Annotated in this window: 20 protein-coding genes; 16 read left to right on the top strand and 4 right to left on the bottom strand. The window is 72.6% G+C overall.

Annotated features, from left to right (window positions below; all coding sequences use genetic code 11):
* The first annotated feature begins 55 nt into the window (after positions 1-55).
* From ACQPY4_RS23565 to ACQPY4_RS23510, 12 genes are all read left to right on the top strand, one after another.
* Positions 56-1639 (top strand): ABC-F family ATP-binding cassette domain-containing protein, encoded by a 1584-nt coding sequence (locus tag ACQPY4_RS23565; RefSeq protein WP_433324073.1) that lies wholly within the window; start codon positions 56-58, stop codon positions 1637-1639.
* A gap of 73 nt (positions 1640-1712) precedes the next feature.
* Positions 1713-2558 carry an alpha/beta hydrolase gene (locus ACQPY4_RS23560; protein WP_433324071.1) on the top strand — a complete coding sequence of 282 codons (846 nt, stop codon included), beginning with the start codon at positions 1713-1715 and terminating at the stop codon, positions 2556-2558.
* Between the two features lie 84 nt (positions 2559-2642).
* The gene (locus ACQPY4_RS23555) at positions 2643-4076 is read left to right on the top strand and encodes a 2-hydroxymuconic semialdehyde dehydrogenase (protein ID WP_433324069.1); all 1434 of its coding nucleotides are present in this window, start codon (positions 2643-2645) and stop codon (positions 4074-4076) included.
* Between the two features lie 21 nt (positions 4077-4097).
* The gene (locus ACQPY4_RS23550) at positions 4098-4883 is read left to right on the top strand and encodes a 2-keto-4-pentenoate hydratase (protein ID WP_433324067.1); all 786 of its coding nucleotides are present in this window, start codon (positions 4098-4100) and stop codon (positions 4881-4883) included.
* Positions 4880-5629, top strand: a complete 750-nt coding sequence (locus tag ACQPY4_RS23545; protein WP_433324065.1) for a 2-keto-4-pentenoate hydratase — start codon at positions 4880-4882, stop codon at positions 5627-5629. The genes ACQPY4_RS23550 and ACQPY4_RS23545 overlap by 4 nt, the downstream gene beginning before the upstream one ends.
* Positions 5626-6063, top strand: a complete 438-nt coding sequence (locus ACQPY4_RS23540) for a RidA family protein (RefSeq protein ID WP_433324063.1) — start codon at positions 5626-5628, stop codon at positions 6061-6063. Before ACQPY4_RS23545 ends, ACQPY4_RS23540 begins: the two co-directional genes overlap by 4 nt.
* Positions 6060-6632 (top strand): 3-hydroxyanthranilate 3,4-dioxygenase, encoded by a 573-nt coding sequence (locus ACQPY4_RS23535; RefSeq protein ID WP_433324061.1) that lies wholly within the window; start codon positions 6060-6062, stop codon positions 6630-6632. The genes ACQPY4_RS23540 and ACQPY4_RS23535 overlap by 4 nt, the downstream gene beginning before the upstream one ends.
* 64 nt (positions 6633-6696) lie before the next feature.
* A complete protein-coding gene (locus ACQPY4_RS23530) occupies positions 6697-7701 on the top strand; it encodes an amidohydrolase family protein (RefSeq protein ID WP_433324059.1) in 1005 nt (334 codons plus the stop codon).
* Positions 7698-8582 carry an acetaldehyde dehydrogenase (acetylating) gene (locus ACQPY4_RS23525; RefSeq protein ID WP_433324057.1) on the top strand — a complete coding sequence of 295 codons (885 nt, stop codon included), beginning with the start codon at positions 7698-7700 and terminating at the stop codon, positions 8580-8582. The genes ACQPY4_RS23530 and ACQPY4_RS23525 overlap by 4 nt, the downstream gene beginning before the upstream one ends.
* The gene (dmpG, locus tag ACQPY4_RS23520; RefSeq protein ID WP_433324055.1) at positions 8579-9607 is read left to right on the top strand and encodes a 4-hydroxy-2-oxovalerate aldolase; all 1029 of its coding nucleotides are present in this window, start codon (positions 8579-8581) and stop codon (positions 9605-9607) included. The genes ACQPY4_RS23525 and dmpG overlap by 4 nt, the downstream gene beginning before the upstream one ends.
* Positions 9604-10842 (top strand): kynureninase, encoded by a 1239-nt coding sequence (kynU, locus tag ACQPY4_RS23515; protein WP_433324053.1) that lies wholly within the window; start codon positions 9604-9606, stop codon positions 10840-10842. The genes dmpG and kynU overlap by 4 nt, the downstream gene beginning before the upstream one ends.
* 359 nt (positions 10843-11201) lie before the next feature.
* On the top strand, positions 11202-11405 hold the full coding sequence (locus ACQPY4_RS23510; protein WP_433324051.1) for a cold-shock protein: 204 nt from the start codon (positions 11202-11204) through the stop codon (positions 11403-11405).
* Between the two features lie 56 nt (positions 11406-11461).
* Here ACQPY4_RS23510 and ACQPY4_RS23505 read toward each other — a convergent pair whose 3' ends face one another.
* The gene (locus ACQPY4_RS23505) at positions 11462-14707 is read right to left on the bottom strand and encodes a GH92 family glycosyl hydrolase (RefSeq protein ID WP_433324049.1); all 3246 of its coding nucleotides are present in this window, start codon (positions 14705-14707) and stop codon (positions 11462-11464) included.
* 134 nt (positions 14708-14841) lie between these two features.
* Between ACQPY4_RS23505 and ACQPY4_RS23500 the strand changes: the two genes are divergently transcribed.
* On the top strand, positions 14842-15864 hold the full coding sequence (locus tag ACQPY4_RS23500; protein WP_433324047.1) for a LacI family DNA-binding transcriptional regulator: 1023 nt from the start codon (positions 14842-14844) through the stop codon (positions 15862-15864).
* Here ACQPY4_RS23500 and ACQPY4_RS23495 read toward each other — a convergent pair.
* Complete coding sequence (locus tag ACQPY4_RS23495) at positions 15851-16267, bottom strand: luciferase family protein (protein ID WP_433324045.1); 417 nt, start codon at positions 16265-16267, stop codon at positions 15851-15853. The two genes, ACQPY4_RS23500 and ACQPY4_RS23495, sit on opposite strands and share 14 nt — an antisense overlap.
* Before the next feature lie 151 nt (positions 16268-16418).
* Here ACQPY4_RS23495 and ACQPY4_RS23490 point away from each other — a divergent pair, with 151 nt between their 5' ends.
* A complete protein-coding gene (locus ACQPY4_RS23490) occupies positions 16419-17252 on the top strand; it encodes an NAD(P)H-binding protein (RefSeq protein ID WP_433324043.1) in 834 nt (277 codons plus the stop codon).
* Here the strand turns inward: ACQPY4_RS23490 and ACQPY4_RS23485 are convergent.
* Both ACQPY4_RS23485 and ACQPY4_RS23480 read right to left on the bottom strand, forming a co-directional pair.
* The gene (locus ACQPY4_RS23485) at positions 17249-17905 is read right to left on the bottom strand and encodes a TetR/AcrR family transcriptional regulator (RefSeq protein WP_433324041.1); all 657 of its coding nucleotides are present in this window, start codon (positions 17903-17905) and stop codon (positions 17249-17251) included. The genes ACQPY4_RS23490 and ACQPY4_RS23485 overlap by 4 nt on opposite strands.
* Positions 17902-19125: an acyl-CoA dehydrogenase family protein gene (locus tag ACQPY4_RS23480; protein ID WP_433324039.1), complete on the bottom strand. Its 1224-nt coding sequence runs from the start codon at positions 19123-19125 to the stop codon at positions 17902-17904. The genes ACQPY4_RS23485 and ACQPY4_RS23480 overlap by 4 nt, the downstream gene beginning before the upstream one ends.
* Positions 19126-19170: 45 nt before the next feature.
* Here ACQPY4_RS23480 and ACQPY4_RS23475 point away from each other — a divergent pair, with 45 nt between their 5' ends.
* Both ACQPY4_RS23475 and ACQPY4_RS23470 read left to right on the top strand, forming a co-directional pair.
* A complete protein-coding gene (locus ACQPY4_RS23475; RefSeq protein ID WP_433324037.1) occupies positions 19171-19917 on the top strand; it encodes an SDR family oxidoreductase in 747 nt (248 codons plus the stop codon).
* A 29-nt stretch (positions 19918-19946) separates the two neighbouring features.
* Complete coding sequence (locus tag ACQPY4_RS23470) at positions 19947-20903, top strand: quinone oxidoreductase family protein (protein ID WP_433324035.1); 957 nt, start codon at positions 19947-19949, stop codon at positions 20901-20903.
* Positions 20904-21305: the final 402 nt, after the last annotated feature.

The raw sequence follows: 21305 nt of genomic DNA, 5'->3' as shown, positions 1-21305 counted from the left end.
TGAGCCAGGACTGGATCAATGATCCGGTCGATCGAACAGTGATCGAGGAGCATGTGTGGGACACATCGAGGTCAGCCGCCTGAGCCACGCCCTCCCGGACGGGCGCCTCCTTCTCCACGACGTCTCGTTCCGTGTCGGAGAGGGCGCCAAGGCCGCGCTGGTGGGCCCCAACGGCGCGGGGAAGACCACGCTCCTGCGCCTGATCGCCGGGGCCCTGCGCCCGGCGGACGGCGCGGTGACGCACTCGGGCGGGCTGGGCGTGATGCACCAGTTCATCGACGCCGCCACCGTCCACGCCCTGCTGCTGTCGGTGGCGCCCGAACGGGTCCGGCGCGCCGCGGACGCGCTCGCCCGGGCCGAGCGGGCGCTGGCCGACACCGAGAAGTCGCAGCTGGCCTACGCGCGAGCCCTCACCGACTTCACCGACGCGGGCGGCTACGACCTGGAGGTCGTCTGGGACACCTGCGCGACCGCCGCGCTCGGCCTCACCTACGACCAGGTGAAGGACCGGCCGACCGGGACGCTCTCGGGCGGGGAGCAGAAGCGCCTGGTGCTCGAGGCCCTGCTGCGCGGCCCGGACGAGGTCCTCCTGCTGGACGAGCCCGACAACTACCTTGACGTCCCCGGCAAGCAGTGGCTGGCTGAGCGCCTGCGCGCCACGGCCAAGACCGTGCTGCTGGTCTCCCACGACCGGCAGCTCCTCGCCGACACGGCCGACAAGATCGTGACCGTCGAGTCGGGCGACGTCTGGGTGCACGGCGGCGGCTTCGCGGGATACGCCCAGGCCCGCCGCGACCGCACCGACCGCCTGCACGAGCTGCGCCGCCGCTGGGACGAGGAGCACACCCGGCTCAGGCAGCTCGTGCACACCCTCCGCCAGCGCGCGACCAACAACGACGCGCTGGCGTCCCCGTATCAGGCCGCCAAGACGCGCCTGGAGCGCTTCGAGCGGGCGGGTCCGCCGCGCGCCGCCCCCAAGGAGCAGAACGTCCGGATCCGTCTGCGCGGCGGCCGGACGGGCAAGCGCGCGGTCACCTGCGAGGGCCTCGGGCTCCCGGGTCTGGTGCGTCCCTTCGACACCGAGATCTGGTTCGGCGAGCGCGTGGCGGTCCTCGGGCCCAACGGCTCGGGGAAGTCGTCCTTCCTGCGCCTCCTGGCGCCCCACCGGCCGGGCGCGATCCCCTACGAGGGCTCTTTCCGGCTCGGGGCGCGCGTCCGGCCCGGCCTCTTCGTCCAGACGCACGCGCGTCCCGACCTGGACGGCCGGGCCCTGGCCGACATCGTGATGGCCGACCACGCCTTGACGCGCAACGAGGCCATGGCCGCGCTCGCGCGCTACGAGCTCGCCCCGGCCGGTGCCCGCCCCTTCGGGACGCTCTCGGGCGGCCAGCAGGCCCGCCTCCAGATCCTGCTGCTGGAGCTGTCGGGCGCCACGCTGCTGCTGCTCGACGAGCCGACCGACAACCTCGACCTGGCCAGCGCCGAGGCGCTCCAGCGCGGGCTCGAAGGCTTCGCCGGGACGGTGCTGGCCGTGACCCACGACCGCTGGTTCGCCGCCGACTTCGACCGCTACCTGGTCTTCGGCGCCGACGGCGGCGTCCGCGAGTCGGCCGAGCCCGACTGGGGCGCCGCCCGCTGACATGGCCGGTTCGTTATAGCGCCGGGTCGTACCGGTATTTGATCGGCATGGCTCGGGGCGCGAGGCTGGCCGCATGGATGACGAGCGGCTCGACCTCGCCTACAACGTCCGGCGCAAGGCGGGCGAGGAGCTGTTCGCGCGGCACATGCTCCGCTATCGGGAGATGTCCGACGGCGCCGTGGACGGCCTGCCCGGCACCCCGGGCATCGTCTACGACGAGGTCAGCGGGGAGCGGCTCGACCTCTGGGGCCCCGGCGAGGCAAGGCCGGTGTTCGTCTACTTCCACGGCGGCTACTGGGCGGCACTGTCGCGGGCCGAGTCGGCGTTCATGGCCCGGATGCTGCACGACGCCGGGGTCGCCACCGTGGTCCCCGACTACACGCTCGCACCCGGGGCGACGCTGGAGGAGATCGTCCGCCAGGTGCGCTCGGTCATCGCGTGGGTGCACCGGCACGGGCCCGAGCACGGGCTCGATCCGGAACGCATCGTGGTGGGCGGGAGCTCGGCCGGAGGCCATCTGGCCGCGATGACCATGGTCGGCGGCTGGCAGAAGGAGCTCGGCCTCCCCGACGACGTGGTGAAGGCGGGCATGCCGTTCAGCGGCCTGTACGACATCCGCCCGCTGGTGCGCGTCTACGTCAACCAGTGGCTCGGCCTGGACGAGGAGCGCGCGGCGGCCCTCAGCCCCGAACTGGCCGGCGACGGACGGCGCTGCCCGGCGGTCTTCGCCGTGGCCGCCGGCGACGGCGACGGCTTCCTGGAGCAGTCCCGAAGATTCCACCGGCATTGGGGTAGGGGGGAGTTGATGGTGGTCGAGGACCGCGACCATTTCGACGTCGTCCTGGACCTGGCCGATCCCGAGGCGCCGGTCAGCCGGGCCCTGCTCACCCTCATCCGCGAGACGGGGCGTCATGACTGAGCGAAGCGAAGGAATGATCGCGGCTGTTGCCGGGGGTGCGGGGGGCCGTCCCTCCGCGAAGAGGGCGCGCCACGAGGAGGCGTCATGAAGGTCGAGCACTATGTCGGCGGCGCGTTCCGCGCGGACGGCGAGCCCTTCCCGATCATCGACCCGGTGGACGGCACCGAGGCCGGGACCGCCCCCGAGGCCACCCGCGAGGTGGTGGACGAGGCCGTCACGGCCGCGCGCGGGGCGATGGCGGGCCCCTGGGGCGCCGCGAGCCCGCAGGAGCGCTCCGCCGCGCTGCGCCGGATCGCCGACGGCATCGAGGCGCGGTTCGAGGAGTTCGTCGACGCCGAGACCGCCGACACCGGCAAGCCGCGCGAGCTGGCCGCCACGGTCGACGTCCCGAGGGCGATCGGCAACTTCCGGGCCTACGCCGACCTCCTGTACGGGCGCGCCGAGCAGGCGTACAACACCGTCGTCCCCGGGTGGAGCGGTTCCGGCAACGCCCTCAACTACACCGTCAGGCGCCCGCTCGGCGTCGTCGCGATCATCTCCCCGTGGAACCTCCCGCTGCTGCTGCTCACCTGGAAGGTGGCGCCCGCGCTGGCCGCGGGCAACGCGGTGGTCGCCAAGCCGTCGGAGGAGACGCCGTCCAGCGCCACCCTGCTGGCCTCGGTGATCCACGAGTCGGGCCTGCCGCCGGGCGCCTTCAACCTCGTGCACGGCCACGGCGCGGGCGCGGCGGGCGAGTTCCTCACCGGCAACCCCGGCGTGGACGCCATCGCCTTCACCGGGGAGTCGGCGACCGGGGCCGCGATCATGCGCAAGGCCGCCGACCACGTCACCCCGGTCTCCTTCGAGCTGGGCGGAAAGAACCCGGCCCTGGTCTTCGCCGACGCCGACTTCGACGCCGCCGTCGAGGGCACCGTCCGCTCGTCGTTCACCCACTCCGGCCAGATCTGCCTGTGCACCGAGCGCGTCTACGTCCAGCGCCCGGTCTTCGAGGCGTTCGTGGCCGCGCTCGGCGAGCGCGCCCGCGCCCTGGAGGGGTACGGGCCGATGATCTCGGCGGAGCACCGCGACAAGGTCCTGTCGTACTACCGGCTGGCCCGCGACGAGGGCGCCACGGTCGTGGCCGGGGGAGGCGTGCCGGCCTTCGGCGACCGCCGCGACGGCGGCTTCCACGTGCAGCCGACCGTGCTCACCGGGCTGCCCGAGACCTCCCGCGCCGTGCGCGAGGAGATCTTCGGCCCGGTCTGCCATGTCGCGCCGTTCGACACCGAGGACGAGGCCGTCCGCCTGGCCAACGACAGCCCGTACGGGCTGGCCGCCACCGTCTGGACGCGCGACCTGTCGGTGGCGCACCGGGTCGCCCCGCGCGTCGAGGCCGGGATCGTCTGGGTGAACTGCTGGAACCTGCGCGACCTGCGCACCCCGTTCGGCGGCGTGAAGGCGTCGGGCATCGGCCGCGAAGGCGGGGAGCACTCCCTCGACTTCTTCTCCGAGCCCGTGAACGTCTGCGTCCAGATCTAGCGACCTGCGAAAGCGAGCCTTGTGTTTGAGCCAGTTCACGCGGCGGCCGAGCGGATCCTCGGCGCGTACGCCTCCGGCGTGCCGTGCGAGCCCGTTCGCGACCTCATCGAGGGTCCCGAACAGGCGTACGCGGTCCAGGACCGCGTCACCGACCACTGGGAGCGGCAGGGACGCCGCCTCACCGGACGCAAGATCGGGCTGACCTCGGCGGCCGTGCAGCGCCAGCTCGGCGTCGGCAGCCCCGACTTCGGGATGCTGTTCGCCGACATGGCCGTGCCCGACGGCGCCGAGATCCCCGCCGGGGCCGTCCTGCAGGCCAAGGCCGAGGCCGAGGTGGCGCTGGTCCTGGAGCGCGACCTGCTCCACGAGCGGCACACCGCGGCCGACCTGATCCGGGCGACGGCGTTCGCGCTGCCCGCCATCGAGGTCGTCGGCAGCCGGATCCGCGACTGGGACATCTCGCTCGCCGACACGGTGGCCGACAACGCCTCCAGCGGCATGTACGTGCTGGGGAACCGCCCGGTCCGGCTGGAGGACGCCGACCTGCGGCTGTGCGGCATGGTGCTGGAGCGGCGCGGCGAGCAGGTCTCCACCGGCACCGGCGCCGCCTGCCTGGGCCACCCGCTGAACGCGGCCCTGTGGCTGGCCGACACGCTGGTGCGGGTCGGCCGCCCGCTGCGCGCGGGCGACACCGTGCTGACCGGGGCGCTCGGCCCGATGGTCGCGGCGGTGCCCGGGGACGTGCTGGAGGCCCGCGTCGAGGGGCTGGGCGACGTCCGCGTCGCGTTCGCCAAGGAGGGGTCATGAGCGCCCGAGTGACCGAACTGGCCGAGCGGCTCGACGAGGCCGCCCGGAACGCGCGTCCCATCGGCAGGCTGAGCGACGCGGCCCCGCTCGACGTCGCCACGGCGTACGAGGTGCAGCGCGCGGTGATCGAGCGGCGGCGCGGGCGCGGCGAGCGGATGGCCGGCGTGAAGATGGGCTTCACCAGCCGCGCCAAGATGCTCCAGATGGGCGTGGACGACGTCATCTGGGGCCTGCTCACCGATGCGATGCTGGTGGAGTCCGAGGTGGACACCGACCGGCTGATCCACCCCCGGGTCGAGCCCGAGATCGCCTTCCTCATCGGACGCGAGGTGCGGTCGGTGGCCGATGTCGACGCGGCCGTCGCGGGCGTCGCGGTGGGTTTCGAGGTGCTCGACTCGCGCTACGAGAACTTCAAGTTCGCGCTGCCCGACGTGATCGCCGACAACGCCTCGGCCGCCGCGTTCGGCGTCGGCGCCTGGAGCGCGCCGCGCGACCTGGCCAACCTCGGCCTGGTGATGGAGATCGACGGACGGGTCGTCCAGACGGGCTCGTCGGCGGCGATCCTCGGCGACCCGAGGCGGTCGCTGCGCGCCGCCGCCCGGCTCGCGGCCGAGGCGGGGATCACGCTCCAGCCGGGGTGGATCGTGCTCGCCGGGGCCGCGACGGCGGCCGTGCCCCTGCCCAAGGGGGCGCACGTCCGCGTCATCGGCTCCGGGCTGGGCAGCGTGGAGGTGACGGCGCGATGAGCCACGGCGACGCCATGATGGTCGGCGGCAAGGCCAAGCCGCGAGGCCGGTTCCCGCACCTCAAGCGTGCGGGCGACCTGGTGTTCGTGTCCGGGACGAGCTCGCGGCGCCCCGACGGCACGTTCGTGGGCGCGAGCGCCGACCCGATGGGCGTGACCGACCTCGACATCCGCGCCCAGACCCGGGCCGTGATCGAGAACGTCCGCGATCTGTTGCGCGCGGCCGGGGGCGACCTGTCCGACCTGGTCAACGTGACGACGTACCTGGTGAACATGAACGACTTCGGCGGCTACAACGAGGTCTACGGCGAGTTCTTCGACGAGACCGGCCCGGCGCGCACGACCGTCGCCGTGCACCAGCTGCCGCACCCGCACCTGCTCATCGAGATCTCGTGTGTGGCCCACATCCCCGTCTCTTCCGAGGAGCGAGCATGACCCTGCCGAAGCTGTCCTACGGTCAGCCGTTCAACTTCCAGCGCTGGATCGACGAGCACCGGCACCTGCTCAAACCGCCGGTGGGCAACGTCCAGGTCTGGAAGGAGGCCAACCTGATCGTCATGGTGGTCGGCGGCCCCAACCAGCGCACCGACTTCCACGACGACCCGACCGAGGAGTACTTCTACCAGCTCAAGGGCAACATGGTGCTGCGCGTCATGGAGGAGGAGGGCAAGCCGCCGGTCGACGTGCAGATCAACGAGGGCGACGTGTTCCTGCTGCCCCCGCACGTCCGGCACTCGCCGCAGCGGCCCGAGGAGGGCAGCATCGGCCTGGTGGTCGAGGTGAGCCGTCCCGAGGGCCTCCAGGAGGCGTTCGAGTGGTACTGCACCGAGTGCCACCACCTGGTCCACCGCGCCGAGCTCCAGGTGCGGTCGATCGTGGACGACCTGCCGCCGGTGTTCCAGGGCTTCTACGACGGCGACCGCAAGTGCCCGAACTGCGGCGCCGTCCACCCGGGCAAGCAGTGGCCCGAGGAACTGCGCCCCAAGACCGAGACGCGGTCCTGACCGAACCCGTCGCCCATGGCCGCGCCGGGCGCGGCCGTGGGCGGGGCCTGACGACGGAGGTGCAGTGAGCGTCATCGACGTGCACGCCCACGTGTTCCCGAGGATCTCGCGCGCCGAGAGCCGGATCCTGGCGGGCGCGGGCGAGCCCTGGCTGCGCGAGAACGGCGACGGCACCGGCGCGATGATGGCCGGGGACGCCGAGTACCGCCCGGTCCGCGCCGAGCTGTGGGACGCAGAGGCGCGGGTCGCCGCGATGGATCGTTCCAGCGTGGACGTCCAGGTGGTCTCCTCCACCCCGCTGATGTTCGGCTACGACGCCGAGCCCGCCCGCGCCGCCGAATGGTGCGAGCTGGTCAACCAGCGCATCCTGGAGTACTGCGCGCAGGCGCCTGACCGCCTGGTCCCGCTGTGCCAGGTGCCGCTCCAGGACACCGCGCTGGCCGCCGCGACGGCCACCAAGGCGAGGGCGGCCGGGCACCGGGGCGTCCACATCGGCAACCACGTGGGCGTCCGCTACCCCGACGACGCCGCGATCGTCGACTTCCTGGCCCACTGCGCGGACGAGGGGATCCCGGTGCTCGTCCACCCCTGGGACATGCTCGGCGGCGACCGCATGGAGGGCCGCTACATGCTGCCCTGGCTGGTTGGCATGGCCGCCGAGACGCAGCTGTCGATCCTGTCGCTGATCCTGTCCGGCGGGTTCGAGCGGCTGCCGCGCTCGCTCAACCTGTGCTTCTGCCACGGCGGGGGCAGCTTCGCCTACCTCCTGGGCCGCGCCGACAACGCGTGGCGCAACCGCGACATCGTCCGCAAGGACTCCCCGATGCCGCCCTCGGCCTACACCGACCGATTCCACGTCGACTCGGCCGTCTTCGACCCCCGCGCCCTGCGCCTCCTCCTGGACGTCATGGGCACCGAACGGGTCATGCTCGGCACCGACTTCCCCTTCCCCCTCGGGGAGCTCGATCCCGGCGCGACCATCCGCGCCTGCGACGGCCTCACCGACGCCGACCGCGCGGCGCTGCTGGGCGGGAACGCCCGCAGGTTCTTCGCATTGGAGGAACAGTGACCGGAACCAAGATCGCGATCATCGGCTCGGGCAACATCGGCACCGATCTGCTGGTCAAGGTGAAGCGGCTGTCGGCGACCCTGGAGGTCGCGGCGATGGCGGGCATCGACCCCGAGTCCGACGGACTCGCGCGGGCCGGGCGCCTGGGTGTCGCCACCACCCACGAGGGCGTCGAGGGCCTGATCGCCCTGGACTGCTTCGACGAGGTCGCGATCGTGCTGGACGCGACCTCGGCGGGCGCCCACGCCCGCAACGCCGAGGCGCTCGCGCCCTACGGCAAGCGGCTGGTCGACCTCACGCCCGCCGCCCTCGGCCCCTACGTCGTCCCGCCGGTCAACCTGGACGAGCACCTGGACGCGCCCAACCTCAACATGGTCACGTGCGGCGGGCAGGCCACCGTCCCGATCGTCGCCGCGGTCTCCCGGGTGGCGCCGGTGAGTTACGCCGAGATCGTCGCCTCGATCGCGTCCCGCTCCGCCGGGCCCGGCACCCGCGCCAACATCGACGAGTTCACCGAGACCACGGCCAGGGCCCTGGAGGTGGTCGGCGGCGCCGCCCGGGGCAAGGCCATCATCGTGCTGAACCCCGCCGAGCCGCCGCTGATCATGCGCGACACCGTCTACTGCGTCGTGGACGACTGCGACGAGGAGGAGGTGCGGCTCTCGGTGGAGAAGATGGTCGCCGAGGTCGCCGCCTACGTGCCCGGCTACCGGCTCAAGCAGCCCGTGCAGGTGCGTCCCGCCCCCGAAGGCGACGGCCGGCTGGTCTCGGTCTTCCTGGAGATCGAGGGCGCCGCCCACTACCTCCCCGCGTACGCGGGGAACCTCGACATCATGACCTCGGCCGCGCTGCGCGTCGCGGAAAGGCTGGCCACCCGATGAGCCACGAGCTGTACGTCCAGGACGTCACGCTGCGGGACGGCATGCACGCCATCCGGCACCGCTACACCGCCGCCCAGGTCCGCGAGATCGCCGCCGCGCTCGACGCCGCCGGGGTGGACGCCATCGAGGTCGCCCACGGCGACGGCCTGGCCGGGTCGAGCGTCAACTACGGCTTCGGCGCCTGCCCGGACGAGGAGTGGATCGCCGCCGCGGCCGAGGTGGTGGAGCGCGCCACGCTGACCACGCTGCTGCTGCCGGGCATCGGCACGATCGCCGACCTGCGCCGGGCCCACGCGCTCGGCGTCCGGTCGGTGCGGATCGCCACCCACTGCACCGAGGCCGACATCTCCGCCCAGCACATCGCCACCGCCCGCGAGCTGGGCATGGACGTGGCCGGCTTCCTGATGATGTCGCACATGGCGCCGCCCGCCGAGCTGGCGGAGCAGGCGCGGCTCATGGAGTCCTACGGCGCGCGCTGCGTCTACGTCACCGACTCCGGCGGCAGGCTCACCATGGACGGCGTCCGCGACCGCGTCCGGGCCTACCGGGACGTGCTCGACCCCGCCACCGAGATCGGCATCCACGCCCACCACAACCTCGGGCTCGGCGTGGCCAACTCGGTGGTCGCGGTCGAGAACGGCGTCCGCCGGGTCGACGCCTCGCTGGCCGGGATGGGCGCCGGGGCGGGCAACTGCCCGCTGGAGGCGTTCGTGGCCGTGGCCGACCTGATGGAGTGGAAGCACTCCTGCGACGTCTTCCGGCTGATGGACGCCGCCGACGACATCGTCCGGCCCCTGCAGGACCGGCCCGTCCAGGTCGACCGCGAGACGCTCACGCTGGGCTACGCCGGCGTCTACTCCAGCTTCCTGCGCCATGCCGAGGACGCCGCGCGCCGCTACGGCCTCGACACCCGCGACATCCTCGTCGAGGTCGGGCGGCGGGGCATGGTCGGCGGCCAGGAGGACATGATCGTCGACATCGCGCTCGACCTCCTGGGCGAGCGCGGCGAAGGGGAGGCACCGTGACCCTCGAAGCCGAGGCCCTGCGCCTGGACGAGACCGACCCGCTGCCCACGCTGCGCGCGGAGTTCCACGTCCCGACGACCCCCGTCGGGGAGGCCGCCTACTTCGCGGGCAACTCCCTGGGCCTCCAGCCGCGCGCGGTCGCCGACCGGCTGCGCGAGGAGCTGGACGACTGGGCGCGCCACGGCGTGGAGGGCCACACCCGCGCCGCCCGTCCGTGGATCTCCTACCACGAGCTGCTGCGCGAGCCCGCCGCCCGCCTGGTCGGCGCGCTGCCGCACGAGGTCGTGGCGATGAACTCGCTGACGGTCAACCTGCACCTGATGATGGCCAGCTTCTACCGCCCCTCGGGCGACCGGACGCGGATCGTCATCGAGGACTCGGCCTTCCCATCCGACTCCTACGCCGTGGAGAGCCAGGCGATCCACCACGGCCTCGACCCGGCCGCCACCGTGGTCCGCCTCAAGCCGCGTCCCGGCGAGGAGAACCTGCGCACCGAGGACGTCGCCGGGCTCCTGGAGCGCGAGGGCCACCGGGTCGCGCTGGTCATGCTCGGCGGCGTCAACTACCTGACCGGGCAGCTGATGGACCTGCCCGCGATCACCAAGGCGGGCCGCGCCGCCGGGGCCGTCGTCGGCTGGGACCTCGCCCACGCCGCCGGGAACGTTCCGCTCCGGCTGCACGACTGGGACGTCGACTTCGCCGCCTGGTGCTCCTACAAGTACCTCAACTCCGGGCCCGGCGCGGTGGCGGGCTGCTTCGTCCACGAGCGCCACACCGGTGACCCGTCGGTCCCCAAGCTGGCCGGATGGTGGGGCACCGACCCCACGACCCGCTTCAGGATGGGCCCGAGGTTCTCGCCACCGGCCTCGGCCGACGCCTGGCAGCTGTCCAACCCGCCGATCCTGGCCATGGCGCCCGTCCTGGCGTCCCTGGAGATCTTCGACCGGGTGGGCATGGACGCCCTGCGGGCCAAGAGCGAACGCCTCACGGCCTACCTGAGCGCCCGCCTGGCCCCCGGGGCGGAGATCATCACGCCCGCCGATCCGTCGGCGCGGGGAAGCCAGCTTTCCCTTCGTGTCAAGGACGCCGGCGGCCTGGTCAGAAGGCTGGAGGAGACGGCGGGCGTGGTCGCCGACGCCCGCGAGCCCGACGTGCTGCGCCTGGCCCCCGCCCCGCTCTACACCACCTTCCACGACTGCCACCGCGCGGCCGAGGCCCTGGCGCCCCTGCTCTAGGGCCGCCGAGGTCCGCTTTCACCGAGAGATGGGCGGATGTTCGCCGGTCTTTCACCTCCCGATAGGGATCATCTGGGCGAGTCGTGCCCCGGCGCGAAATGACCAGGCGATCCCTTTCGGGCGGCCGGAAAAAGGATCGGCGTGTCCTGGGTGATCCCGGGATCCATGGGGTAGTGTTGTCCACGTTGCAGTCGTAGTTTCCTCGTACGTTCGCTAGTCGAAGCGCCCGCGGAAGTTTCGTGACAGCGGGCGTTTTCTGCTTTCTCCGGGTGATCCGGCGGATGCGAGACAAGGTCCGCATGCAGCCCCGGCCCGCCAAGGGGGCGGCCGGTGAGGCTTCATGAAGGAGAAGAAAGAGCATGGCCGAAGGCACCGTGAAGTGGTTCAACTCCGAGAAGGGCTTCGGGTTCATCGCGCCTGACGGCGGCGGCCCCGACGTGTTCGTCCACTACTCGGCGATCACCACCAGCGGCTACCGCTCGCTCGAAGAGAACCAGCGAGTGGGCTTCGAGATCACGCAGGGTCAGAAGGGCCCCCAGGCCGAGGGCGTTTTCCCCCTCTAGAGCGTCTCAGCGGAACGCGCCGTGCCACCTCGGTGGCACGGCGCGTTCCGTCTTTTCTAGGCGAACGCCCAGGCGAACACGTGCAGCGAGCCGCCCTGCGAGGGCGTGTTCAGCCGGAAGCTCCTGAGCTGCTTCCCGGGGGCCAGCTCGATCGGGGTCGCGGCGAAGACGTAGACGTTGAGCTTCTGCGGCGTCCCGTCACCTCCGTTGCGGTAGGGGGTCTTGGCGATGATCTGGTTGCCGAACTGCGGGGGATAGGCGTCGGCGCCGAGGGCCCAGTCGCTGAAGGCCAGGTCGCTCTCCTGGGTCGAGCCGTCGGTGTAGGTGAGCGTGACCTTGGACGGGGCGTTCCCGTTGCCCGCCGCCCCGAGGAAGGCGAGCCTGCCCGCCTTGGGCGCGTTGGGCAGCTCGACGGTCTGTCCTTGGGCGTGGACGTTGTCCATCTGGCCGGGTTTGCGGCCGGGCCAGCCGAAGGTGAAGCCGTTCCAGGCGACCTGTTTGCCCGGGCTGAGCCCGGCGGCGGCGAGCGCCTGGGCCGAGTACGACCAGCCGCCGCCGTCGAAGTTGGCCGTCCCCGGGTTCCCGTCCGAGGAGATGCCGACGTTGTTGTGGTACCACTCGATCGTGCCCTTGCGGGCCACGTTGAGCGTCAGGCCCGCGTCGCCCACCCCGGTGATCTCCAGGGGGACCGAGTAGAAGTCGGTCTTGGTGTCGGCGGCCACCGAGACCGTGAACTTCTGGTCGGCGTGCCCGGCCGCCGGGACGTCCAGCGTCCCCGATGAGGGCGTGACCGTGATCCCCGCGGGCGGCCTGGCCTTCCACGCGACCGACCCGCCGCCGCCCAGCGACTGGACCCGCAGCGTCGTGGTGGTGCTCCCGCCGGGTTCGAGCGGGACGAGCCCCGGGTCGACGGCCGACAGGTACGACTTGCCGCCCTCGCCGAACGAGGGCGGGGCGTCGGACTCGGCCGCTCCGAACGCCGTGTTGGGGGTGGTCCCCATCGCGAAGTCCAGCCGCCCGCCCGAGGTGGCGAACGACTCGGGCAGCCAGGCCTTGGAGGTGTCCTTCCCGTTCACCTTGAGCGACTGGATGTAGGGGGACGAGTCCGCGCCGGGGGCGTTGATCGTCACCTTCTGGCCCGAGGAGCGCCGCACCTCGATCTTGGAGAACGCCGGTCCGTTGACCATCAGCTCGGCGCGTCCGGGGATCACCGGGTAGACGCCCATCGACGCCCACACGTACCAGGCCGACATCGTGCCGAGGTCGTCGTTGCCGACCAGGCCGTCGGGCGTCGGCTTGAACAGCTCGTCCCTGGCCCGGTTGACCACGTCCTGCGTCCGGTAGGGGCGCCCGGCCCACGCGTACAGCCACGGCGACTGGAGCGAGGGCTCGTTGCCCAGGTAGGCCATCGCCTCGTGCGGGCCCGCGTTGAGCTTGGCGAAGAAGGCGTCCAGCCGCTTTGCGGCCGCGTCGCGCCCGCCCATCGCGGTGAACAGGGCGCGGACGTCGGCATAGGTCATCCAGTGGTACTGGGAGCCGTTGCCCTCGACGTACCAGTTGGAGTCGGCCGGGTCGAAGGGGCTGAGGAACGAGCCGTCGGCGAAGCGCGGCTGGATCCACCCGTTGAGCGGGTTGTAGAGGTTCTGCCAGCCGTGCGAGCGGGCCATGAACTTCCTGGCGGTGGCCGGGTCGCCGAGCCGCTCGGCCATCTGCGCGATGCCGAAGTCGGCGATGTTGTACTCCTCGGTGGTGGCCGGGTCGCCGGGCACGTAGCCGAGCTTGAGGTACTGCTCGTTGCCGGGCCGCTCGGTGTACCCGGCCTTGGGCCCGATCCGCTCGGCACCGGCGATCATCGAGGCCAGCGAGCCTCTGGCGTCGAAGTCGCGGGCCCCGAACGCGTACGCGCTGGCGGTCATGGAGTGGTACGGGTCGCCGTTCATCACGCCGGTGATGGTGTTCTGGTGCGACCAGCGGTCCCAGACGTCGCCGATCGAGCGGGCGTTGTCGTACATCGACTGGGTGATGTCGCTGGCCACGTCGGGTGCCAGGAAGGCCAGGAGCTGGATCTCGCTGCGGTAGATGTCCCAGCCCGAGAACGTCGCGTAGTGGTGATGGCCCTCGCGGACCTTGTGGGTGCGGTAGTCGAAGCCGGTGTAGGTGCCGTCGACGTCGTCGAACACGTACGGCTGGAGGAAGGCGTGGTAGAGCGCGGTGTAGAAGGTGCGCAGGCGATCGGGGGAGCCGCCCTCGACCTTGATCTGCTCCAGGCGGCGCTGCCAGGCGTCCCGGGTCTTCGACCGGACCTTCTCGAAGTCCTTCCTCCCGATCTCGGACTTCAGGTTGCGCTTGGCGCCGTCCATGCTCACGTACGACAGGCCGGTGTGCATCTGCACCGGCCGGTCGGAGTCGAACTGGAGGTAGACGCCCGAGCCGGGCCCCTTGACGTTGACGTCGCCGGAGAACGTCCGCTTGGTGGAGTCGACCGGCTTTCCGCCCGGGGCGTTGTTGAGCCGTCCGGTGGTCTTCTGGGGCGTCTGCGGCACCTTGGCGGGGGCGGTTCCGCGGGCGCGCGACTCACCGGGTCGCACCGAATCGTTCTTCCAGGTGCCGAACGCCTTCACCGGACGGTCGAAGGTGGCGTGGAAGTAGACGTAGTAGCGGTTCTTGGTGCCGCAGAACCCGCCGGTCTTGGCCCAGCCGTAGACGGTGTTGCCGCTGACGGTCGCCTCGGCGTCGTCCACGCCGTTGATCGAGCCGGTGACGTTCAGCAGCAGCGTGCCCGGCTTGCCGGTCGGGAAGGTGAACCGTCCGACCCCTGCCCGGGTGGACGCGGTGAGCTCGGTCTTCACGCCCGAGTCGGCGGTGACGCCGTAGTACCCGGGGGCGGCCTGCTCGTTCTCGTGCTTGAAGGTCTGGACGTAGTCGGAACCGTTGGTGGCGGGGGAGCGGCCGATCGTCCCGGAGACCGGGATGACGGGGAAGTCCTGGGCGCCCGTGCAGCCGGGTCCCGAGATGTGGGTGAGCGAGAACCCCCGGAGCCGGTTGTCCTCGTACTTGTAGCCGCCCCCGGAGGTGCGGACGGTGTCGGGGCTCCACTGCATCATCCCGAACGGCGCGGCGGCGCCCGGGAAGTTCATCCCGGCTCCGCCGCCGTGGCCGAAGTCGGGCCCGCCGTCCTTGGTGCCGACGAACGGGTTGACGTAGGAGGTGAGATCCGGGGCCGCCCGGGCCGCCGTGACGGTGACGGGCGCCAGGGGAAGCAGGACCAGGGCGAGGCCGCTCGCGAGCCGGCGTCTGGACATGAAGTCTCCTCGGGGGGACGCGCGACGCATGACAACGTTGTCAGGGCACTCCGATCGTGATCTCCGTATGCGAGATCGTCAATGGCCGGATCCGGCCGGACCGCGCCCCGTCCGGTCATGATGACATCGTTGTCATGAGCGAGCGGGGGATGACGCGGCCGACGATGCGCGAGGTCGCGGCCGTGGCGGGCGTCAGCCTGAAGACGGTGTCGCGCGTGGTCAACGACGAGGCCGGGGTGCGGCCGGAGACGGCGGCGGCCGTCCGCGACGCGATAGCGCGGCTCGGTTTCCAGCGCAACGACCTGGCCCGGGGGCTGCGCGGCGGCGGCCGCACCGGCAGCATCGGCCTGGTGATCAAGGACGTGGCCAACCCGTTCTACTCGCAGATCGCGCGGGGCGTCGAGGACGTCGCCCGTGCCGGCGGCCGGCTGGTGATCTCGGGCAGCTCCGACGAGGACCCCGAGCGGGAGCGGCTGCTGGTCGGGTCGCTGTGCGAACGGCGGGTCGACGGGCTGCTGATCGTCCCGTCGGGGGCGGGCCACGCCCATCTGGCCACCGAGCTCGCGCTGGGCACGGCGGTGGTGTTCCTCGACCGTCCGGGCGGGCTCGACGTCGACACGGTGCTGATCGACGACGCGGGCGGCGCGCGCGACGCCGTCGCGCACCTGGCCCGCCACGGCCACCGCCGGATCGCCTGCCTGATCGATCTGCCGGAGATCTACACCGCGCGCGAGCGCTGCCGGGGCTATCTGGAGGCGCTGGCGGCCCGTGGCCTGGCCGCCGACTCGGCGCTCGTCCGGACCGGACTGCACGACGTGCCCGGCGCCGAGCGCGCCGTGACCGGGCTGCTGGCGCTGGCCGATCCGCCGACGGCCGTGTTCGCGGGCAACAACCTGCTGGCGGCCGGGGCGCTGCGGGCGATCCGCTCGGCCGGGGCGCCGGTCGCGCTGGTCGGGTTCGACGACTTCGAGCTGGCCGACCTGCTGTCGACGCCGATGACCGTCGTGGCGCACGAGCCCGCCGAGATGGGCCGCCGGGGCGCCGAGCTGCTCCAGAAGCGCATCGCGGGAGACCAGGGACCGCCCGAGCGCGTCCTGCTGCCGACCCGCCTGGTCGTGCGCGGCTCGGGCGAGCTGCCCGCGCCTACTGGCCGGTGACCGAGGACGCGAGCCCGCGGAGCGTTCCCGTCCGCCGGGCCCCCACGCCGCACGGCGCCGGGCCCTGGTCGGTCGCGGTGGCCTTGATGGCCACGCTCGCCAGCGACACCACCAGCGCGACGTCGGAGTCGGTGTCGAGCCGCACGGTGATCCACTCACCGCCGGGACGGATCTCCACCCGCTCGCACTCGGCCAGCGTGCAGCCGAGCCGGTCGACCACCGCGCGGGTGAGCCTCAGCTCGGCCTCGTCGTCCCCGTGCAGGTGCATGATCTGCCGCCCGCCCGAGACCAGCGCGACGCCTACGCCACAGTCGGCCCTGGCCCTGGTCACGCCGGGCCAGGCGCTGATCCGGTCGGCGATGCGACCGGCGTTGGAAGTCAGGCCACTCCCGTTGACTGCCACACGGCCATGGTTGCGCCCGAAGGGCCAATGGGGGAACCGTTCGAATCAAAATCGTTACTAGTCAGGGTGAAGCCTCCGCCTTGTCAGACCGGGCGCCGCCCGGATCCGATGTGGGAACGAGCCTGACCTACATCGCTCCTACCTTGGCGCCATGATGAACAAGAGCGCTCCCCAGACCCATCTCGTGACCGGCGCCACCGGAACCGTCGGCCGTCAGATCGTCCGGGAGCTGACAGAGCGCGGGCACACGGTCCGCGCGCTGACCCGCGACCCCGCGAAGGCGTCGTTCCCGCAGGGCGTGGAGGCGGTGGGCGGCGACCTCACCGACCCCGCGACCCTGCCGCCCGCCCTCGACGGCGTCACCGGGCTGCACCTGATCACCTTCGGCGGCCACGCCGCGCTGGAGACCGGCCCGGAGATCGTCGAGCTGGCCCGCAAGGCCGGGGTGCGGCGCGTCACCGTCCTGCACGGTGGCGGGCCGACCCCGCTCGAGGACGCGGTCCGCGCGAGCGATCTGCACTGGACGGTGGTGATGCCGGTCGAGTTCATGGCGAACGCGCTGGACTGGGCGGAGTCCGTCCGCGCGGAGGACGTCGTGCGGGCGCCGTTCGCCGACCAGCCCAGCGCCATGGTCCACGAGGCCGACATCGGCGCGGTCGCCGCCGTCGCGCTGGCCACCGACGGTCACGCGGGCAAGGAGTACGTGGTCACCGGGCCGCAGGCACTGGACGTCCGGGACAAGGTGGCGGTCCTGGCCGCCGCGCGAGGGCGCGAGATCCGCCTGGTCGAGATGAGCGAGGCCGAGGCCGCCGCCGAGTGGCGGGCACAGGGGCATGACGAGGAGTCCGTCGCCTGGATGGTCGAGACGTTCAAGAACATCCCGCCGGTCGGGCGGACCGTGGTCGGCACCGTCGAGCGGGTCACGGGCCGCCCGGCCCGCACCTTCGCCGAGTGGGCCGCCGAGCACAAGGGGGACTTCGTCTAGGGGAAGCGGAGGCGTTCGCCGGAGCGCAGGCGGTCGAGGCCGAGCCAGATGAACTCGACGGTCATCTGCTCGGCGCGGTCGCGCGGGGTGTCGGGGTGCTCGAGCCACCACGAGACCATCGAGAGCATCGAGCCGTACATGAGCGGGACGAGCAGCCGGGCGCGGCGCTCGTTGGCGGCCAGCTCGGCGGGGGAGAGGGCGGGGTCGGCGCGGCGGCGCAGGAGCAGCAGGTCGGCGAAGGACGTGCCGAGGCGTTCGCGCAGGTCGCGCAGTTCCGGGCCGAACTCGGGCTTGTCGAGGTGCCTGATCACCAGGCTCCAGGCGTCGGGCTCGGCGGTGGCGTAGTCGAACAGGACGCGGACCAGGGCGCGGGTGCGGTCGACCGAGTCGCGCTCGGCCTTGAAAGCGCGGGCCATCCGGCCGGTGAGCTCGGCCACCACGGCCTCGGTCACCTCGGCGAACAGCTCCTCCTTGGAGGTGAAGTGCTGGTAGAGCAGCGCCTTGGAGACCTGCGCGCCCGCCGCGACGTGCTCCATCTGGGTGAGGTGGTAGCCGCGCCGGCCGAACTCGGTGAGGGCGGCGCGCAGCAGCTGCTCGCGCCGCCGGGCGTGCGGCATCCGCCGCCGCACGCCCGCTTCCGGATGACTGGTCATTTGCTGACGAACTTACCCAGTTCCGCGCGTGCCACGGACCGGACGTGCACCTCGTCGGGCCCGTCGGCCAGGCGGAGGGTGCGCAGCCCGGCCCACATGGCGGCCAGGGGCGTGTCGTCGCTGACCCCCGCGCCGCCGTGGATCTGGATGGCGCGGTCGACGACCTCCAGCGCGACGCGGGGGGCGACGACCTTGATGGCGGCGACCTCGGAGCGGGCCGCGGCGACGCCGTGGTTGTCGATCAGCCAGGCGGTCTTGAGGGTGAGCAGCCGGGCCTGCTCGATCGCCATCCGCGACTCGGCGATCTGGGCGCGGACCACGCCCTGGGCGGCCAGCGGCTTGCCGAACGCCACGCGGGACGCGGCGCGCTCGCACATCAGCTCCAGGGCGCGCTCGGCCATGCCGACGGCGCGCATGCAGTGGTGGATGCGGCCGGGGCCGAGCCGGGCCTGGGCGATGAGGAAGCCGCCGCCCTCCTCGCCGACCAGGTTCTCCACCGGAACCCGCACGTCGGTGAAGGTGATCTCGCAGTGGCCGTGCTGGTCGGAGTACCCGAACACGGGCAGCGGCCGGACGACCTCGACCCCCGGGGTGTCGAGCGGGACGAGCACCATCGACTGCTGCTGGTAGACGTGGGCGTCCGGGTCGGTCTTGCCCATGACGATCATGATCTTGCAGCGGGGGTCGGCGGAGCCGGTGATCCACCACTTGCGCCCGTTGATGACGTAGTGGTCGCCGTCCCGGACGATGCTGGTGGCGATGTTGGTGGCGTCGGAGCTGGCCACGTCCGGCTCGGTCATGGCGAACGCGCTGCGGATCTCGCCGTTGAGCAGGGGTTCGAGCCAGCGCTTCTTCTGGGCGGGGGTGCCGAACATGTGCAGCACCTCCATGTTGCCGGTGTCGGGGGCCGCGCAGTTGGTGGCCTCGGGGGCCAGCAGCGGCGAGCGGCCGGTGACCTCCGCCAGCGAGGCGTAGTCGGTGACGGTCAGGCCGTGCGCCGGGTCCTGGCTGCCGGGCAGGAAGAGGTTCCACAGCCCGCGCTTGCGGGCCTCGACCTTGAGGTCCTCCACGATCTGGGGGACGGTGTGCTCGTGCCCGGCGGCGCGCAGCTCGCGGCGCTGCGCCGCGTAGACCGGCTCGGCGGGGTAGACGTGGGAGTCCATGAATTCCTGCAGGCGGCCGAGGTGGTCCTGGGCCCGCTCACTCAAACCGAAGTCCATTCGGCTATAGTAACTGACTCGTCAGTTAGTTGTGGAGGGGTGCGCATGACAGCGTTCGAGGGAGCGGGCAAGGTCGCCCTGATCACCGGCGGGTCCAACGGCATCGGCGCGGCGGTCGCGCGGCGCCTGGCCGACGAGGGCGCGCGCCTCGTCCTGGCCGACGTCGACACCGAGGCGGGCGAGGCCCTGGCCGCCGAGCTCGGCGCCGCGTTCGTCCGCTGCGACGTCCGTGAGCCCGACGACAGCCGGGCGGCGGTCGCCACCGCCGTGGAGCGCTTCGGCGGGCTCGACCTGGCGTTCCTGAACGCCGGGGTGGCCAGCGGGTTCGGCCTCGGCGACGACTTCGACGTGGCCGCCTACCGCCGCGCGATGGGCATCAACCTGGACGGCGTCGTCTTCGGGGCGCACGCCGCGATCCCCGCGCTGCGGGCCCGGGGCGGCGGCGACATCATCGCCACCGCCAGCATGGCCGGGCTCACCGCGACGCCCTTCGACCCGGTCTACGGCGCCAACAAGGCCGCGGTCGTGGCCCTGGCGCGGGCCCTCGGCCCGGCGCACGAGCCCGACGGCATCCGCGTGAACGCCCTGTGCCCCTCGTTCGCCGACACCGGCATCATCGTGCCGCTCAAGGCGCACCTGGAGGAGACCGGCTTCCCGATCCTCGACGTGAAGGACGTCGTCGACACCTTCATGCGGATCCTGGACGGCGAGGGCACCGGCGAGGCGTGGTTCGTCGTCCCCGGCCGCGAGTCCGGCCCCTTCACCTTCCGCGGCGTCCCCGGCCCGCGCTGACCCGTCACCCACCCAAGGAGGAACCCGCCATGCGCGCCGTCCAGATCACCGAGTTCGGGGGACCCGAGGTCCTCACCGTCACCGAGCTGCCCGACCCCGTCCCCGGGGAGGGCGAGTCGCTGGTGGAGGTCTCGCGGGCCGGGATCAACTACGCCGACACCCACCAGGCCGAGAACAGCTACCTGGCCAAGTCGTCCCTGCCGATGGTGCCCGGTGGCGAGGTCGTCGGCCGCGCCGCCGACGGCCGGCGCGTGGTCGCCCTGCCCAGCAGCGGCGGCTACGCCGAGAAGGCCGCCGTGCCCGACCGCATGGCCTGGGAGGTGCCGGACGCCGTCGACGACGTCACCGCGCTCGGAATGATCGTCCAGGGCGCGTCGGCGTGGCTGCTGCTGCGCCGCAGCGTGCACCTGGAGCCCGGCGAGTCGGTCGTGGTGCACGCCGCCGCGGGCGGTGTGGGGACGCTGGCCGTCCAGCTGGCCAAGCAGTGGGGCGCCGGACGCGTGATCGCCACGGCATCGTCCAAGGAGAAGCGCGAGCTGGCCCTGGAGCTCGGCGCCGACGCGGCCGTCGACATCGCCGAGCCCGACCTCAAGGCCGCGCTCATCGAGGCCAACGGCGGCAGGCGCGTCGACGTGGTGCTGGAGATGACCGGCGGCACCGTCACCGACCAGAGCCTGACCGCGCTGGCCCCCTTCGGCCGCCTGGCCTTCTACGGCATGGCCTCCCGCGAGCTGCCCAAGCCCGTGCAGCCGGCCAACCTGATGGCCCACTCCACCACCATCGCCGGAATGTGGCTCGCCCACGTCCTGCGCCTGCCGGGCGACGTCATGCGCACGGCCCTGGACGAGCTGTTCGCCCTGGCCGCCGACGGCCGCCTGCGCGTGATCTCCGGCGGCGAGTACGCCCTGGCCGAGGCCCGCCGCGCCCACGAGGACCTCCGAGCCCGCCGCACCACCGGCAAACTCGTCCTCGACCCCTCCCGCTGACCCCACCCCGCCCCGCCCCGAACGCGCCCTCCCCGCGCCACGGTCTGCCCGCCACGTGGTCTGCCCGCCACGCGGCTTGCCCGCGCCACGGTCTGCCCGCGCCACGGTCTGCCCGCGCCACGGTCTGCCCGCGCCACGGTCTGCCCGCGCCACGGTCTGCCCGCGCCACGGTCTGCCCGCGCCACGGTCTGCCCGCGCCACGGTCTGCCCGCGCCACGGTCTGCCCGCGCCACGGTCTGCCCGCCACGCGGCTTGCCCGTGCCACGGTCTGCCCCCGCCACGGTCTGCCCGCCACGTGGTCTGCCCGCGCCACGGTCTGCCCGCCACGCGGCTTGCCCGCGCCACGGTCTGCCCGCGCCACGGTCTGCCTGTGCCACGGTCTGCCCGCAACGTGGCTCGTTT

Origin of the sequence: Spirillospora sp. CA-294931, from assembly GCF_050946795.1 — a bacterium.
GTDB lineage: Bacteria > Actinomycetota > Actinomycetes > Streptosporangiales > Streptosporangiaceae > Spirillospora.
This window is presented reverse-complemented; position numbering and strand designations above follow the sequence as displayed.

Excerpts from the sequence above, each read along its gene's own strand:
- ACQPY4_RS23560 (WP_433324071.1), top strand. The coding sequence starts at position 1,713 with ATGGATGACGAGCGGCTCGACCTCGCCTACAACGTCCGGCGCAAGGCG.
- ACQPY4_RS23470 (WP_433324035.1), top strand. The coding sequence starts at position 19,947 with ATGCGCGCCGTCCAGATCACCGAGTTCGGGGGACCCGAGGTCCTCACC.
- ACQPY4_RS23510 (WP_433324051.1), top strand. The coding sequence starts at position 11,202 with ATGGCCGAAGGCACCGTGAAGTGGTTCAACTCCGAGAAGGGCTTCGGG.
- ACQPY4_RS23500 (WP_433324047.1), top strand. The coding sequence starts at position 14,842 with ATGAGCGAGCGGGGGATGACGCGGCCGACGATGCGCGAGGTCGCGGCC.
- ACQPY4_RS23475 (WP_433324037.1), top strand. The coding sequence starts at position 19,171 with ATGACAGCGTTCGAGGGAGCGGGCAAGGTCGCCCTGATCACCGGCGGG.
- ACQPY4_RS23505 (WP_433324049.1), bottom strand. The coding sequence starts at position 14,707 with ATGTCCAGACGCCGGCTCGCGAGCGGCCTCGCCCTGGTCCTGCTTCCC.
- dmpG (WP_433324055.1), top strand. The coding sequence starts at position 8,579 with ATGAGCCACGAGCTGTACGTCCAGGACGTCACGCTGCGGGACGGCATG.
- ACQPY4_RS23535 (WP_433324061.1), top strand. The coding sequence starts at position 6,060 with ATGACCCTGCCGAAGCTGTCCTACGGTCAGCCGTTCAACTTCCAGCGC.
- ACQPY4_RS23485 (WP_433324041.1), bottom strand. The coding sequence starts at position 17,905 with ATGACCAGTCATCCGGAAGCGGGCGTGCGGCGGCGGATGCCGCACGCC.
- ACQPY4_RS23545 (WP_433324065.1), top strand. The coding sequence starts at position 4,880 with ATGAGCGCCCGAGTGACCGAACTGGCCGAGCGGCTCGACGAGGCCGCC.
- ACQPY4_RS23555 (WP_433324069.1), top strand. The coding sequence starts at position 2,643 with ATGAAGGTCGAGCACTATGTCGGCGGCGCGTTCCGCGCGGACGGCGAG.
- ACQPY4_RS23540 (WP_433324063.1), top strand. The coding sequence starts at position 5,626 with ATGAGCCACGGCGACGCCATGATGGTCGGCGGCAAGGCCAAGCCGCGA.
- ACQPY4_RS23490 (WP_433324043.1), top strand. The coding sequence starts at position 16,419 with ATGATGAACAAGAGCGCTCCCCAGACCCATCTCGTGACCGGCGCCACC.
- ACQPY4_RS23480 (WP_433324039.1), bottom strand. The coding sequence starts at position 19,125 with ATGGACTTCGGTTTGAGTGAGCGGGCCCAGGACCACCTCGGCCGCCTG.